Origin of the sequence: Frankia sp. CpI1-P, assembly GCF_001421075.1 — a bacterium.
Taxonomy (GTDB): Bacteria; Actinomycetota; Actinomycetes; order Frankiales; family Frankiaceae; genus Frankia; species Frankia torreyi.
Genome location: NZ_LJJX01000002.1, coordinates 139,197 through 153,584 on the forward strand (window position 1 = coordinate 139,197; position 14,388 = coordinate 153,584).

Consider the following 14,388-nt stretch of genomic DNA (forward strand, 5'->3'; position numbering starts at 1 on the left):
GCCAGGTGTGTGGCGGACCGATGTCGCCGGCCTGGCCGCGCTGAGGTGCGGGTCGGTGGACGCCCCGGGGGTCCTCCTGCTGCCGGGCTACGCGGCAAGCAAGGAGGACTTCCTGCCGATCATGCCGGCAGTGGCCGCTGCGGGCTTTGCCGCGACGGCGCTTGATCAGCGAGGCCAGNACGAGTCGCCCGGCCCCGACGAGATCGCGGCGTACAGCCTGGAGGCGTTCGCCGACGACGTACATCGCGTGATCGACGCGCTCGGACCGGGGGGTACGGGGGGCGTGCACCTGGTCGGGCACAGCTTCGGCGGCCTCGTCGCCCGCGCGGCGGTCATCGCCGACCCCGGCCGGATACGCACGCTGACCCTGCTGTCCTCCGGACCCGCCGGGATCGTCGGGCGGCGTCAGGCCGCGTTGCGCACGATCCGGCTGCTCCTGGAGCGGGGCGGGCCGGCCGCGGTGTGGGCCGCGCTGCACGCCGTGGAGCGGCCCCGGCCGGCGCCGACGGCCGACTTCCTGCGCCGGCGGTTCTTCGCCCACAACCAGACCGCTCTGATGGCGATCGCCCAGCATCTGCTCGACACCCCCGACCGGGTTGCGGACCTGGCGGAGACCGCCCGCGGCGCGGGCCTGCCGGTGCTCGTCGCGCACGGGGAGAGCGACGACGGATGGCCGGCTGCCGTGCAGGCCGACATGGCCCGCCGGCTCGCGGCCCGCTACGAGGTGCTGCCGGGTGCCCGCCACGATCCGGCGGCCGATGCCCCGGACGCGCTGGTCGCCGCGCTGGTCGGCTTCTGGCGGTCGCCGGGCCTGCCGGTGCGGCGCCCGGCGCCCGCCGGCGCCGAGGCCAGCTCCGGGGTCGGTTGACCGGCTGGGCCGGGACGCCGACCGGGCGGGCGCGCCGGCGCCGCGCCGGCGCGTGGCACGATCGGGGCGATGAGCAAACGGGAGCGGTCAGGGTCGGGACCGGTGGTGGCGGTGGTGGGGCCGACGGCCGCGGGCAAGAGCGATCTCGGCATCGAGCTCGCGCTCGCGCTCGGCGGTGAGGTCGTCAACGCCGACTCGATGCAGCTCTACCGCGGGATGGACATCGGCACCGCCAAGGTCCCGCCAGCGCAGCGCCGCGGGGTGCCCCACCATCTGCTCGACGTCTGGGACGTGACGCGCACCGCCGACGTCGCCAGCTTCCAGGCCGACGCCCGCCGGGTGATCGACGGTCTGCTCGCGGCGGGCCGGACCCCGGTGCTGGTCGGCGGCTCCGGGCTGTACCTGCGCGCCGCTCTCGACGATCTGACCTTCCCGGGCACCGATCCGGCAGTACGGGCGCGCTGGGAGCGGGAGCTGGCCAGCCGCGGCGCGCCGGCGCTGCACGGTGAGCTGGCGCGGCTCGCGCCGCGGGCCGCCGAGGCGATCCTGCCCAGCAACGGTCGCCGCATCGTGCGCGCGCTGGAGGTCGTCGAGCTGACCGGAACCTTCGAGGCCACCCTGCCCGAGCACCGCTCCGTCTACGACGTCGTCCAGATCGGGGTGGACCGGACCGATCTGGACGAACGCATCGTCGAACGGGTGGAGGGAATGTGGGGCGCGGGTTTTCCTGACGAAGTGCGGAGGTTGGCGGAAATGGGCCTCAGGGAAGGTCGTACGGCGTCCCGTGCGCTGGGATACGCTCAACTGCTCGCCTGGTTCGATGGAGCAATGGACTCCGCCGAGGAGGCCAAGCAGGCCACAATTACCGCGACGCGACGCTTTGCCCGACGGCAAAGGTCCTGGTTTCGTCGCGACGAACGGATAGTCTGGCTGGACCAACCGGATGTCACCCAGGTGCTACGGCTGGTGGGTTCGCTCTGACGGGTGATCGGTCAAACGGCTCCGGGGCGACGGGTCGGCGCCGAACCACGGCGTCGCCGACGCCCGGCGTGCGGCGGCCGGTCCCGCTCGGCGTCTGGAGAGATCGATGTGACCGCGCCCTCCGCTGCTGCCGGTTCCCCACCCGACCTGACTCTCGTNCCCGCCCTCTACGCCGCTTTCGACGACGGCTCGTTGCGATTGCATTTCCAACCCGAGGTGGACCTGCGTAACGGGTCGGTTCCGGGAATGGAAGCCCACCCGCGCTGGCAGCATCCTGAGCGCGGCGTGCTCGGCCCGGCGGAGTTCATGCCGATCGCCGCCGCCGCCGGCCTCGTCCACCAGGTCGACCAGTGGGTCCTGCGGATGGCGGTGACGGAGGCGCGCACCTGGCACCGGATGGCCNCGGGCACGCCGATCCGGCCGCCCCGGCTGTGGATCAACGTCGACGGCCGCCAGCTCGCCAGCCCCGCCTTCGTCGCCGAGATCGACCGGTTGCTCTCCGGCCGGCTGCTGCCAGCGGGGGCGATCGGCCTGGAGTTCAGCGAGCGGGACCTCGGGCTCGCCGCGCCGGTGGTGCCCCGTCTGCTGGAGCGGCTGCGCGCCCTCGGCGTCGCGATCGCCGTCGAGTCGTTCGGCACCTGGTTCGGGTCGCTGGCGATGTTCGACCTGCTGCCGCTGGACCACGTCAAGCTCGATGGCGTCTTTCTGCGGGCGACCATGCGCGATCTGGAGGGAGAGGCGGTCGTCGCGGCGATCGCTCGGCTGGCCCACCAGCGGCGGCTCACCGTGGTCGCCGACGGCGTCGACACCGCCCGGCTGGCCATCCGGGTGGTCGACCTCGGCTGCGACCGGGCGATCGGGCCGGTGTTCTGCCCGCCGGTCCCGGTGGAGGACGCCCGGCTGATCGCGCTGGGCCGGGGCCGCCCGGACCGCTGGTACAAGCCGCCGGCCCGGACCGACGACCGGATGCGGGAGTGGGTGCGCGCCGCCGGGGGATGAGCCGCGGCGGCGGCCCGGGCGGCTCGGGCGGTCTGGGCGGCCTGGGCGGCTCGGCGGCCTGGGCCGCAGCGCCGTACGATCGCCTCGTGCGGGACGACCGGGAGCTGCGCTTCGTCAAGGGCCACGGCACGGGCAACGACTTCGTCGTGCTTCCCGACCCGGACGGCGACCTCGACCTCACCGCGGACCTGGTCCGCGCGCTGTGCGACCGGCGCACCGGCGTCGGCGCGGACGGGGTGCTGCGGGTCGTGCTGTCCGCCGCGGTCCCCGAGGCCGCCTCCCTCGCCGGGATCGCCCGCTGGTTCATGGACTACCGCAACGCCGACGGGTCCGTCGCCGAGATGTGCGGAAACGGCGCCCGCGTGTTCGCCCGCTACCTGGTGGCCGCCGGTTACGCCCAGCCAGGCCGGTTCACCATCGCGACCCGGGCCGGCCTGCGGGTTGTGGAGGTGCCGGCCGCGGGGGATGTCACGGTCGACATGGGGCCGCCGAGGCTGTCCGCCGGGCCCGGGTCGGCGGTGACCGTCGCCGAACGCGATTTCACGGCGGTCGGAGTGTCGATGGGCAACCCGCATGCGGTCTGCTTCGCCGACGATCTCGACGTGCCCGCGCTGCGCGGCCTCGACCTGACCCGCCCCCCCGCGTTCTCCCCGGTGGACTTCCCGGACGGGGTGAACGTCGAGATCGTCGTGGACCGGCCGGGCGGAGTCGCCATGCGGGTCTACGAACGCGGGGTCGGGGAGACGGCCTCCTGCGGCACCGGTGCCTGCGCCGTCGCGGTGGCCTGGGCTGCCCGCCGTGGCCTGCGTCCCGCGCCCGCTCCCGGGGCCGAGGGAGGCGCGGCGGCTGCCCGCCCATCGGCCGCGGCGGGGGTGCGTAACGGCGCCGGCGCGGCGCCGCCGGCGGTCGAGGTCGAGGTCGACGTCCCGGGCGGCGGACTGGTGGTGGTCTGGCGTCCCGACACCGTGCTGCTGCGGGGGCCGGCCGAGCTGGTCTTCGACGGCGTGCTGCGCTCGGCGTCCCTGCGCTCGGCGGCCCCGGGCGGGCATGGTGCGGCCGCGAGCGCGGATGCGGCCGGGGTCGGCGACGCCACCGAGATCCTGGCGGCCGCCGGGCTGACCGACTCTCCCACCCGCTGACCCGCTCCGGGGGACCTCGGGCGTGTCCTCCGACGGCGACGTCCGTTTTCGACAAGACCGCCTGGCCTGGGGCGTCCTACGGTGCGGTCATGCCATCCACGTTCAACCTCATCGGCCTGATCGTCGCCGACATGGCCCGCAGCCTGGCCTTCTACCGCCTGCTCGGGCTGGACCCGCCGGCCGGCGCCGAGGCCGAACCGCATGTCGAGGTGACCCTGCCCGGCGGGCTGCGCCTGGCCTTCGACACCGAGGAGACGATCCGTTCCTTCGACCCGGACTGGGCGCCGGCGACCGGCGGTGCCGGGCGGGTGAGCCTGGCCTTCGCCTGCGACAGCCCCACCGAGGTCGACGCGCTCCACGCCGAGCTGCTCGCCGCCGGCCACACCGGCCATCTGCCGCCCTGGGATGCCTTCTGGGGCCAGCGCTACGCGACCGTTCTCGACCCGGACGGCAACCACGTCGACCTGTTCGCCCCGCTACCCGCCGTTCAGGCGCCCTGACCGAGTGGGCCGGCGGGCCCATCCTTATCCGGCAGCCCCGGCAGCCCCGGCAGCCCCGGCGGTTCCGCGAGACCCGCTGGTGCCGGGCTGCTCGGCCGGGCGGGGCCGAGCAGGCTGGTCAGCGCGACGCCGGTCAGAGCGCGCACCTCCCGGGCCAGATGGGCCTGATCGGCGTAGCCGGCGTCGGCCGCCACCACGGCCAGGCGTCGGCCGGTCCGCGCCGAGCGCAGCGCCTCCTGCAGCCGCAGGATGCGGGCGAGCGTCTTCGGGCCGTACCCGAACATCTGCCGGCAGCGGCGCAGGAGCTGACGTTCGCTGAGCGCGGCCGTTCGTGCCACATCCGCCACCGCTGACCCGGCCCGGATTCCGGCGAGGATCGCCGGCACCAGCGGATCGCCCAGTCCCGGATGGCAGGGGCGGGCGGCGACGCATGTCTCGAGCACCAGCGCCGGGTCGCCCNCATCGGCGAGCCGTTCGGCGAGTCGCCGGGCCGGCCCCGCACCCCACAGGTCGGCAAGGTCCGGGCGGCGGTTGCGCAGCTCAGCGGCGGGCACCCCGAGCCGGGCCGGCCCGCGCCCGGGGTCGAAGCGCAGGCCAAGGTGGCGCACCCCCGGCGCCCAGCTCGCGAGCGTGGCGACCGTGTCCGGGCCGGCGACGATCAACCGGCCGTCGGAGCTCCAGATGATGTCGATGCAGCCGTCGGGCAGGATCCGGTGGACCTGCGCGGCCCGCCCGGCGGGGGTCGGATCGCCCGCCGGCAGGCGTGGCCGCGGCGGGCTGGCATCCGCCTGAGCGAGGTCGTAGGGGGGCCCGGACGGGCCTTGCGCGGACCAGAGCATCGCCGGCAGCCGGGTCGTCGGCCGTTCCCGGTACACGGCGTCGACGGTACGCGGCCGGCGACCAGCAGGGGCGCCTCTCCCGTTGGGGTGCCTGTCCCGTTGGGGTGCCTGTCCCGTCCAGGTGCCCGAGCCGGCCGGTGCGAAGGTCACGGCGTTCCAGCCCGGAAACCGTTCGCGATCGTCACGGCGGCGTGGGACCCTGGTCGGAGACGGGATGAATCCGCAAGCGAAGCGGCCGGCGCCCCGCNCCGACCCTTGCTGCGGACCTCATCAGGTCGCCGGAACCCGCGCGCGTGACCTGGCCGGACGAAGCGGCGCGGAATCTCGCGGCAGCGAGCCGCGTTGAGAACGGATGGTATGACTCTTCCTGCCGACGCCCTGACGGCGTCCACTTTCGACAGATCCTTCATCGACCTCGCCGATTCGGATTCGGCGTACCTCTCGGGTTTCTATGACGATTCGGGGGACGGCTTCGACCTGGAGGAACGCGCGGCACTGCGCCGCGTNCCCGGTCTGGCCACCGAGCTCGACGACGTCACCGAGGTCGAGTACCGCCAGCTGCGGCTGGAGCGGGTCGTCCTCATCGGCGTGTGGACGTCGGGTTCGCTGCGGTCGGCCGAGGCCTCCATGGCGGAGCTCGCCGCCCTCGCGACCACGGCGGGTTCGGTCGTGCTGGATGCGCTCGTGCAGCGTCGCGACCGGCCGGACGCGTCGACCTACGTCGGGTCCGGCAAGGCCCGCGAACTCGCCGAGGTCGTCACCGCGACCGGCGCGGACACGGTGATCTGCGACGGCGAGCTCACCCCCGGCCAGCTACGCCAGTTGGAGGAGATCGTCAAGGTCAAGGTCATCGACCGGACCGCGCTCATCCTGGNCATCTTCGCCCAGCACGCGACGTCTCGGGAGGGCAAGGCCCAGGTCGAGCTTGCCCAGCTTCAGTACATGCTGCCCCGTCTGCGCGGCTGGGGTGAGTCGATGTCCCGGGCCGCGGCCAGCGGTGGTGGGCGCGCGCCCATCGGTACCCGTGGGCCTGGCGAGACGAAGATCGAGACGGACCGCCGGCGGCTGCGTGCCCGGATGGCGCGCCTGCGCCGGGAACTCGCCGGGATGGCGACCGTGCGGGAGACGAAGCGGTCGGCCCGCCGGCGCGGCGAGGTGCCCGCGGTGGCGATCGCCGGCTACACCAACGCCGGCAAGTCCTCGCTGCTCAACCGACTCACTGGCGCCGGCGTCCTCGTCGAGGACGCACTGTTCGCCACGCTGGATCCCACCGTGCGGCGCGCGACCCTGCCGGACGGCCGGGCGTTCACCCTCACCGACACGGTCGGGTTCGTCCGACACCTCCCNCACCAGATCGTCGAGGCGTTCCGCTCGACCCTGGAGGAGGTCGCCNACGCGGACCTCATCCTGCACGTCGTCGACGGCTCCGCCCCCGACCCGGCCGCCCAGATCTCGGCCGTGCGCGAGGTGCTCAACGACATCGACNCGGGCGACGTCACCGAGCTGATCGTCGTGAACAAGGTCGACGCCACCGAGCCGACCGTCCTCGCCGGCCTGCGCCAGCTCGCGCCCGACGCGGTCTTCGTCTCGGCGCGCACGGGGGAGGGGCTGACTGCGCTCGTCGACGCCCTGTGCGTCCGGGTTCCCCACCCCGACGTGGAGATGAAGGTCCTCGTCCCGTACACGCGGGGCGATCTCGTCTCCCGGGTACACGCCCACGGCGAGGTGCTCGAGTTGGAGCACACCGCGGACGGCACCCGACTGCTCGCGAGGGTGTCCCCGTCGCTCGCCGCGGAACTGCACACCTTCCAGCCCTGACCGTCACCCAGCCCTGACCGTCACCCAGCCCTGACCCGTCAGCCCTGATCTGTCGGGACCGGCATCGACCCGCCGTCGGCGAGCACGGCGCGGTCGGCGGGGCACATCGCCCGGTCCACGGCAGCCGAACCGGCCGGCCGCCTCGCGCGGCCGGCCGTCCACGGTCAGACCCGGCGCAGCACGGCGACGATCCGCCCGAGGATCGTCGCCTCCTCGCCGGGGATGTCGCTGAACGTCGGGTTCTCCGGGTGCAGCCAGACCTTGCCGTCGCGGACCCGCAGCCGCTTGACCGTCGCCTCGCCGTCGATCATCGCGGCGACGATCTCACCGTTGTCCGCGACCGGCTGCTGGCGCACCACCACCCAGTCGCCGTCACAGATCGCGGCGTTGATCATCGACTCGCCGACGACCCGGAGCAGGAACAGGGTGCCCTCGCCGACGATCTCCTTCGGCAGCGGAAAGACGTCCTCGATCGCCTGCTCGGCCAGGATCGGGCCGCCGGCGGCGATCCGCCCGAGGACCGGCACGTAGGCCGCGGACCCCTCGCCGCTCGCGCCCGCCGGGGCCGCCGCGGCACCCGGGAACGTCGACACGACCGCCGCCGCGCTGGAGTCTGCCTTGCGCCGCGGCCGATCGGGGCTGAGTACCTCCATCGCCCGCGGGCGGTTCGGATCCCGGCGCAGGTAGCCCTTCTCTTCCAGCACCTTGAGCTGATGCGCCACGCTGCTCGTGCTGGTCAGCCCCACCGCCTCCCCGATCTCCCGCACGCTGGGCGGGTATCCGCGCCGTTCCACCTCGGCCCGGATGACCTCGAGCACCTTACGCTGCCGGGGGGTCAGGCCGGCTGCGTCCGCGGGGTTTTCGGGAAAGGCCCGTACGTTGCCGCGGGCCCCGCCCCGGCGTGTACCCCTGCCTTGGCTGGTCATCGCCTACCGCTCTCCTCGTCGCCTACTCTGTCGCCGGGGGCCGCCGCTCGGTCGCGCGCCGGACGTGCGCGCGGCTGTCGGCGCTCGCCCGGCGAGACCGGCACCCCCACGGCACCCGGCTGTCCGCGACCGGGGGAGACCGCCCGGTGCAAACCTGATCGTCTCGACGGTAACCGCCTGGTCGCGGAATCTCAAACGTCTGTTCGAGCGTGTCCCTTTCCCCGGCGGGACTCCGGTGCGACAATCGATCAGGAGTTCGATCGAACGGGAGTTCGTGGCGTCGACGACGTGGTCCGGGGCGCCTTGGGAGGAAGCCGTGCACAGCGCGCACACCACACAGGTGGTCGATCTGGCGGCTGCCCGGGAGCGGGCGGCGCGCCGGGCCGGGGGATGGCCGGCGGGCGGTCCGGCACGGATGCGGGTGGCCCGGCCGGCCGCCGGGGTCGGTGCCAGGAGGCCGGTTGTGGGGGCATGCCCCCCGCGCTCGCCGGTTCCCCGGTCGACGAGGTCCGAGGCGCAGAACCCCCAGGCGCGGAACTCCCAGGCGTCGAGGTTCAAGGCATCGGGATCGCGGTCGCGGAGGTCCCCGTCGTCGGGTTCGCCGCGGCAGCTTGCCCGCGGACCAGGATCCCGGCCGACGGTGCGCCGCGCCGCCGGCGAACCGCTGCCGCCGCTGCGGCTGACCCACCGCGGCCGGGTGGTCGTGGTCGCCGTCGTCGCGCTGGCGATCGCCGCGGTGCTGGTGCTCGTCCTGCCGCGCGCCTCGATCGCGTGGTCCGGCGAGCCGCCGCGGGGTCACCTGGTCCTCGCCGGGGAGACGTTATGGGAGATCGCCGTCGCGCTCGATCCCGACGCCGACACCCGCGCCGTCGTGGATCGGCTGATGCGGATCAACCATCTCCCCTCGGTCGAGCTCACCCCCGGCCAGTTCCTGTTACTGGGCTGACCCTCCGGTTGGCCGGTCCACTCCGGCACCGTCCGGTCCCGATCGGCGCTCGGCGGCTCGCCGCCGTGACGGGCCGGTGTCCGGCGGCAGCGGGCGGGTGAGGCGCCCTCGCGCAGGGTTGTCGCGCCCCCGCGGGCTGATGTCCTGGTGTGACACGCGGGGGGGTCGGTGTCCCCATCACTGGGGTTGTGCGCTAGGTTGGACACAACATCTGGTGCTTACGAGGGTGTAAGTCATCCACAGGTTGATGCACAGGCTTTCCACAGAGGTGCGGGCGGCTGTCCACAGGGGCGGNTCGGCCGGTGNGGGGGCGCGGGTCGGTTCACGACTCGTCCTCCCGCCACGCCGGGTGGTTCGCGCCGGACCGGACGAAGGAGGCGTATCGCGTGCGATGCCCGTTCTGCCGNCATCCGGACAGCCGTGTCGTCGACAGCCGGGAGGCTGAGGAGGGCTCGGCGATCCGGCGGCGGCGGTCCTGCCTGTCGTGTGGTCGCCGGTTCACCACCATGGAGGAGGCGTCGCTGCGGGTGCTCAAGCGCAGCGGCGTGGCGGAGCCGTTCAGCCGCGCGAAGGTGATCACCGGCGTGCGCAAGGCCTGCCAGGGCCGGCCCGTGCGCGACGACGATCTCGCCCTGCTGGCCCAGCGGGTGGAGGACGCCGTGCGCTCCTCGGGCTCGGCGGAGGTCCCCGCGGAGGCGATCGGCCGGGCGATCCTCGGCCCGCTTCGCGAGCTCGACGAGGTGGCCTACCTCCGCTTCGCCTCGGTGTACCTGGCCTTCGAGTCGCTCGGCGACTTCGAGAGCGCGATCGCGGCGCTGCGGGCCGAGACGTCCGGCACCCGCCGCGGCGCCGAGCCGGACGACCTCGACGACCTTGACGAGCTGGGCGATCCGGCCGTCCGTCCCGCCGGTGGGGCGTTCACCGACCCGGCGGACCCGTCGCAGCGCGCCGGTCCCGCCGGCCCCCCGCCCGGCGGCCGGCGGGTCGACCCGGATACTCCACGCCCCGGCCGTCCAGGCCGGGACACGCTCGCCGCCGTCCGCGAGCCCCCGGAGACCCCGGGCCGCCGCGGCGGCGGAAACCAGTTGAACATCGTCGAGGGCGGGCTCGGCCGGGCCGAGCCGACCACGGGGGAGTACAAGGTCGGCCGGGCGCGCGGCGCCTCGGCCACCCGCACCTGACGGGGTCGCCGAGGCCCCGTTCCGCCCGTCCCGCCAGCAGCTCGCCGCCCCGCCGGCCCGTTCCCGTGTGCACGGGACGACCTGACCCGGCCGGCGTGGGCGTCCGATCCCGCGTGACCCGGTTTCGCGCGTCCTGCCCGCCACCCGTACCCGGCCGCGCCCGTGGCCGGACGGCGCGGGGACGGGGGCCGGACCGCCGGGGCCGGTGTGTTCGTCATGCGTGCCGTTCCCGCCGGACCCGGTCGACCCCGGGGTCCGGCGTCGGCCGGCACGCCGATATGCCCGCGGTCCGCCGTCCACGCGTGCAGTGGACGGGCCCGGGCGGGGATGCCACCACCAGTGCGCCAGCGCGCGCCGATGAGAAGACAGGACGAGGAGCGTCATGACCGAAAGTCGCGGCACGAAGGCGGGCAGGTCTGCGGCCAGGGCGGGCGGATTGAAGATCCGGCGCTCGCGCACCACCGCCGGNGTCCACCCGTACGACGAGGTCACCTGGGAGACCCGGGACGTCGTCATGACCAACTGGCGGGACGGCTCGGTCAACTTCGAGCAGCGCGGGGTGGAGTTCCCCGAATCCTGGTCGGTCAACGCGTCGAACATCGTGACGAGCAAGTACTTCCGCGGGGCGCTGGGCACGCCCGGGCGGGAGTCCTCCCTGCGCCAGCTCATCGACCGGGTCGTGCACGCCTACGGCGCCGCCGGCCGCGAGCACGGCTACTTCGCCGCCGACGCCGACGCCGAGATCTTCGAGCATGAGCTGACCTGGATGCTGCTTCACCAGGTGTTCAGCTTCAACTCCCCGGTGTGGTTCAACGTCGGAACCCCGGCCCCCCAGCAGGTGTCAGCGTGTTTCATTCTTTCAGTTGATGACACCATGGAGTCGATTCTCAACTGGTACCGCGAGGAGGGGCTGATCTTCAAGGGCGGCTCGGGGGCCGGGCTCAACCTGTCCCGCATCCGCTCCTCGAAGGAGCTGCTGTCCTCCGGCGGCACGGCGTCCGGCCCGGTGAGTTTCATGCGCGGTGCGGACGCGTCGGCGGGCACGATCAAGTCGGGCGGGGCGACCCGGCGGGCCGCGAAGATGGTCGTGCTCGACGTCGATCATCCGGACATCGTCGAGTTCGTCGAGACGAAGGCCCGGGAGGAGGACAAGATCCGGGCGTTGNGGGACGCCGGGTTCGACATGGATCTCGGCGGGCGCGACATCGCCTCCGTGCAGTACCAGAACGCCAACAACTCGGTCCGGGTCACCGACGAGTTCATGCGCGCGGTCGTCGACGGAGGGAGCTTCGACCTGCGGGCGCGCCTCGACGGCCGGACGATCGAGACGATCGACGCCAAGGGGCTGTTCCGCACCGTCGCCGAGGCGGCNTGGGCCTGCGCGGACCCCGGCATCCAGTACGACGGCACGATCAACGACTGGCACACCTGCCCCGAGAGCGGCCGGATCAGCGCCTCCAACCCGTGCAGCGAATACGTGCACCTGGACAACTCCAGCTGCAACCTCGCGTCGCTGAACCTGCTGAAGTTCCTGCGCCCGGACCGGACGTTCGACGCCGAGGGGTTCGTCGCCGCGGTCGAGCTGATCATCACCGCGATGGACATCTCGATCTGCTTCGCGGACTTCCCGACGCCGGAGATCACGGCGGTCACCCGCGCCTACCGACAGCTCGGCATCGGGTACGCCAATCTCGGGGCGCTGCTCATGGCCAGTGCCCGCGCCTACGACTCCGACGGCGGCCGCGCGCTCGCCGCGTCGATCACCTCGCTGATGACCGCCACCGCCTACCGGCGCTCGGCGGAGCTCGCCGGCATCGTCGGCGCCTACGACGGCTTCGCCCGCAACGCCGACGCGCACCGCCGGGTGGTGCGCAAGCACTCCGCCGCGAACGACGCCGTGCGGTCCGTGCACACCGAGGACACCCGGGTCCTCGCCGCGGCGTCCAAGGAATGGGCGCGGGCGCAGACCGTCGGCGACCGGCACGGCTGGCGCAACGCCCAGGTCAGCCTGCTCGCCCCGACCGGCACGATCGGCCTGGCGATGGACTGCGACACCACCGGCATCGAGCCGGACCTCGCCCTGGTGAAGATGAAGAAGCTGGTCGGCGGCGCCAGCATGCGGATCGTCAACCAGACGGTCCCGGCGGCGCTGCGCGCGCTCGGCTATCCGGAGGAGACGCTGGAGGCGATCGTCGAGTACATCGCCGAGCACGGCCACGTCGTCGACGCCCCCGGCCTGCGCCCGGAGCACTACGACGTGTTCGACTGCGCGATCGGCGAGCGGGCCATCTCCCCGATGGGGCATGTGCGGATGATGGNCGCGGTGCAGCCGTTCCTGTCCGGCGCGATCTCCAAGACGGTGAACATGCCCTCGACCGCGACCGTCGAGGAGGTCGAGGAGATCTACCTGGAGGGCTGGCGGCTGGGTCTGAAGGCGCTGGCGATCTACCGGGACAACTGCAAGGTCGGCCAGCCGCTGTCCGACGTCCGGGGGGCGAAGCGGGATGCCGCGGCGAGCGCCGCGACCGCCGCGGCCCTGGCGGCGCCCCCGGCCGGCGCGCCCGCGCTCGTCGGGACCGCCGCGGGCGCAGCCGCCGAGATCGAGTACCGGCCCGTGCGCCGGCGGCTGCCGAAGACCCGCCCGTCACAGACGGTCTCCTTCGCCGTCGGCGGTGCGGAGGGCTACCTGACCGCGGGCTCCTACCCGGACGACGGCCTCGGCGAGGTCTTCATCAAGATGTCGAAGCAGGGTTCCACGCTGGCCGGCGTGATGGACGCCTTCGCGATCGCCATCTCGATCGGCCTGCAGTACGGCGTGCCGCTGGAGGCGTACGTCAGCAAGTTCATCAACATGCGCTTCGAGCCGGCCGGGATGACCGACGACCCGGACGTCCGGATCGCCCAGTCGATCATGGACTACCTGTTCCGCCGGCTGGCCCTGGACTACCTCGACGCCGACCGTCGCGCCGAGCTCGGCATCTCCACCGCGGCCGAACGGGTCCGCGAGGTCAACGGCCGCTACGGCCCGCAGGCCGACCCGGCCGTCGACGCCGTCGCGGCGCCCGCCGGGTCGCTCGCGGACGCGCTGCCCGGCGTGGACGCCCCGAACCCGGGCGCGGGTCCTGCTGGGGGTTCCGCGGTGGGTGGTCCTGCCGGAGGTCCGGTCGGCGCCGGGTCGGCGCCGACCGCGGGCCGTCCGGGGACGGGCAGCAACGGGGTGGCCGTCGGTCACGGGCCCGCGCACGTGGCCCGCGAGCTGCGGCTGGCGCCTCCCGGGGAGTCGCTGGTCGCCCAGACGGTCGTTGATGCCCCGCTGTGCTTCACCTGCGGGGTGACGATGCGCCCGGCGGGGAGCTGCTACGTCTGCGAGCAGTGCGGCTCCACCAGCGGCTGCAGCTAGGCCGAACGGCGCCCACCGGGCGTCCTGGCCCGGCCGGGAGGCGATGTCCCCCGGCCGGGCCGCCGGGCGAGGAGTCACCCCTCCCCGCAGGGGTGACCGTCACGCATGTGTCGGCGGAGGCGGCCGGGGTGGTCCGGCTGCGGCCCGGGGGTCGGGTGCGCAAGGTCAGCGTCTCCCTGCCGGAGGAGCTGACCGCCGCCGTGCGGGATCGAGTCGGGCCGGGGGCGTTCAGCCAGTACGTGACCGAGGCCGTGGCCCGGCGCCTGGAGCTGGATCTCCTCGCCGAGCTGGCCGAGCAGCTCGAGACCGAGCACGGCCCCGTCCCGGAGGCGGCGCTCGCCGACGCGGGCGCCGCGTGGCCGGACGCCGAGTAGCCGTCGGCGGGTCGCTGGTCCTCGACAGTGACGGGCTGGTCAAGCTCGCCACGGGTGCCGCGAGGGCGCGCGTTCCTGCAGACCGCGCACGGCCGGGGTGCGGGGGTGGTCGTCAGCGCGGTCACGCTCACCGAGGTGTTGCGGGGCGGCCCGTGGGATGCGGCCGTGCACCGCGTGCTGGCCAGGATCCGGGTGCTCCCGGTGACGCCGGACCTGGCCCGGTCGGCCGGCGAGCTGCTCGGCGCGACCGGCCTGTCCGGCCACCGGTGCGCCCTTGAGGCGGTGGTGGCCGTCACGGCGCTGCGGGCGGACCGGCCGGCCGTCCTGCTGACCAGCGACGTCGGCGACCTGCACCGGCTCGTCGACGAGCCCGATCGTCCCAAGGACAGTCGGGTCGTCGTCGTGCACGTCTGAGTG

The 14,388-nt window shown here is 74.0% G+C and carries 9 protein-coding genes and 16 pseudogenes; 22 read left to right on the forward strand and 3 right to left on the reverse strand.

The window, feature by feature from the left end; translation table 11 throughout:
* Positions 1-55: 55 nt before the first annotated feature.
* The 7 genes and pseudogenes from FF86_RS61730 to FF86_RS02175 form a co-directional block, all read left to right on the forward strand.
* A pseudogene (locus FF86_RS61730) lies at positions 56-178 on the forward strand (alpha/beta hydrolase); the annotation flags it as partial.
* A gap of 1 nt (position 179) precedes the next feature.
* Positions 180-868: pseudogene (locus tag FF86_RS02155) on the forward strand (alpha/beta fold hydrolase); the annotation flags it as partial.
* Between the two features lie 69 nt (positions 869-937).
* Positions 938-1,849, forward strand: a complete 912-nt coding sequence (gene miaA / locus FF86_RS02160) for a tRNA (adenosine(37)-N6)-dimethylallyltransferase MiaA (RefSeq protein ID WP_044883775.1) — start codon at positions 938-940, stop codon at positions 1,847-1,849.
* A 159-nt stretch (positions 1,850-2,008) separates the two neighbouring features.
* Positions 2,009-2,251: pseudogene (locus FF86_RS38470) on the forward strand (EAL domain-containing protein); the annotation flags it as partial.
* 1 nt (position 2,252) lies between these two features.
* Positions 2,253-2,848 (forward strand): annotated as a pseudogene (locus FF86_RS02165) (EAL domain-containing protein); the annotation flags it as partial.
* An 86-nt stretch (positions 2,849-2,934) separates the two neighbouring features.
* Entirely contained in the window at positions 2,935-3,987 is a 1,053-nt protein-coding gene (gene dapF / locus FF86_RS02170) for a diaminopimelate epimerase (RefSeq protein WP_055864007.1), read from the forward strand.
* A gap of 89 nt (positions 3,988-4,076) precedes the next feature.
* Positions 4,077-4,487, forward strand: coding sequence for a VOC family protein (locus tag FF86_RS02175; RefSeq protein ID WP_044883773.1), 411 nt, complete (start codon positions 4,077-4,079; stop codon positions 4,485-4,487).
* Here the strand turns inward: FF86_RS02175 and FF86_RS38475 are convergent.
* The coding region (locus tag FF86_RS38475; protein WP_396229735.1) for a helix-turn-helix transcriptional regulator at positions 4,475-4,946 on the reverse strand (472 nt) is incomplete at its 5' end. The genes FF86_RS02175 and FF86_RS38475 overlap by 13 nt on opposite strands.
* 1 nt (position 4,947) lies before the next feature.
* Positions 4,948-5,326 (reverse strand): annotated as a pseudogene (locus FF86_RS63910) (DUF6597 domain-containing transcriptional factor); the annotation flags it as partial.
* Positions 5,327-5,683: 357 nt separating this feature from the next.
* Here FF86_RS63910 and FF86_RS38480 point away from each other — a divergent pair.
* The 6 pseudogenes from FF86_RS38480 to FF86_RS38505 all read left to right on the forward strand — a co-directional run.
* A pseudogene (locus tag FF86_RS38480) lies at positions 5,684-5,832 on the forward strand (GTPase HflX); the annotation flags it as partial.
* Position 5,833: 1 nt separating this feature from the next.
* Positions 5,834-6,200 (forward strand): annotated as a pseudogene (locus FF86_RS38485) (GTPase HflX); the annotation flags it as partial.
* Between the two features lies 1 nt (position 6,201).
* Positions 6,202-6,672, forward strand: a pseudogene (locus FF86_RS38490) (GTPase); the annotation flags it as partial.
* Between the two features lies 1 nt (position 6,673).
* A pseudogene (locus FF86_RS38495) lies at positions 6,674-6,718 on the forward strand (hypothetical protein); the annotation flags it as partial.
* Between the two features lies 1 nt (position 6,719).
* Positions 6,720-6,811: pseudogene (locus FF86_RS38500) on the forward strand (hypothetical protein); the annotation flags it as partial.
* Between the two features lies 1 nt (position 6,812).
* Positions 6,813-7,144, forward strand: a pseudogene (locus FF86_RS38505) (GTPase HflX); the annotation flags it as partial.
* A gap of 164 nt (positions 7,145-7,308) precedes the next feature.
* Here FF86_RS38505 and lexA read toward each other — a convergent pair.
* Complete coding sequence (gene lexA, locus FF86_RS02190; RefSeq protein WP_044883771.1) at positions 7,309-8,070, reverse strand: transcriptional repressor LexA; 762 nt, start codon at positions 8,068-8,070, stop codon at positions 7,309-7,311.
* A gap of 640 nt (positions 8,071-8,710) precedes the next feature.
* Between lexA and FF86_RS02195 the strand changes: the two genes are divergently transcribed.
* The 9 genes and pseudogenes from FF86_RS02195 (at position 8,711) to FF86_RS02215 (ending at position 14,385) form a co-directional block, all read left to right on the forward strand.
* Entirely contained in the window at positions 8,711-9,016 is a 306-nt protein-coding gene (locus FF86_RS02195) for a LysM peptidoglycan-binding domain-containing protein (RefSeq protein WP_052680960.1), read from the forward strand.
* Positions 9,017-9,423: 407 nt separating this feature from the next.
* Positions 9,424-10,197 (forward strand): annotated as a pseudogene (gene nrdR / locus FF86_RS64805) (transcriptional regulator NrdR); the annotation flags it as partial.
* Between the two features lie 382 nt (positions 10,198-10,579).
* Positions 10,580-10,665: hypothetical protein (locus tag FF86_RS38510; RefSeq protein ID WP_242418056.1), on the forward strand; the 86-nt coding region annotated here is incomplete at its 3' end.
* Position 10,666: 1 nt separating this feature from the next.
* Positions 10,667-11,362 (forward strand): annotated as a pseudogene (locus FF86_RS38515) (vitamin B12-dependent ribonucleotide reductase); the annotation flags it as partial.
* Position 11,363: 1 nt separating this feature from the next.
* Positions 11,364-11,568 (forward strand): annotated as a pseudogene (locus tag FF86_RS38520) (hypothetical protein); the annotation flags it as partial.
* A gap of 1 nt (position 11,569) precedes the next feature.
* Positions 11,570-12,515: pseudogene (locus tag FF86_RS38525) on the forward strand (vitamin B12-dependent ribonucleotide reductase); the annotation flags it as partial.
* A 1-nt stretch (position 12,516) separates the two neighbouring features.
* Positions 12,517-13,597: pseudogene (locus tag FF86_RS38530) on the forward strand (vitamin B12-dependent ribonucleotide reductase); the annotation flags it as partial.
* A gap of 107 nt (positions 13,598-13,704) precedes the next feature.
* On the forward strand, positions 13,705-13,971 hold the full coding sequence (locus tag FF86_RS02210) for a hypothetical protein (protein ID WP_206778442.1): 267 nt from the start codon (positions 13,705-13,707) through the stop codon (positions 13,969-13,971).
* Between the two features lie 54 nt (positions 13,972-14,025).
* The gene (locus FF86_RS02215; RefSeq protein WP_199865327.1) at positions 14,026-14,385 is read left to right on the forward strand and encodes a type II toxin-antitoxin system VapC family toxin; all 360 of its coding nucleotides are present in this window, start codon (positions 14,026-14,028) and stop codon (positions 14,383-14,385) included.
* The last annotated feature ends 3 nt before the right edge of the window (positions 14,386-14,388 follow it).

Excerpts from the sequence above, each read along its gene's own strand:
- FF86_RS02175 (WP_044883773.1), top strand. The coding sequence starts at position 4,077 with ATGCCATCCACGTTCAACCTCATCGGCCTGATCGTCGCCGACATGGCC.
- miaA (WP_044883775.1), top strand. The coding sequence starts at position 938 with ATGAGCAAACGGGAGCGGTCAGGGTCGGGACCGGTGGTGGCGGTGGTG.
- lexA (WP_044883771.1), bottom strand. The coding sequence starts at position 8,070 with ATGACCAGCCAAGGCAGGGGTACACGCCGGGGCGGGGCCCGCGGCAAC.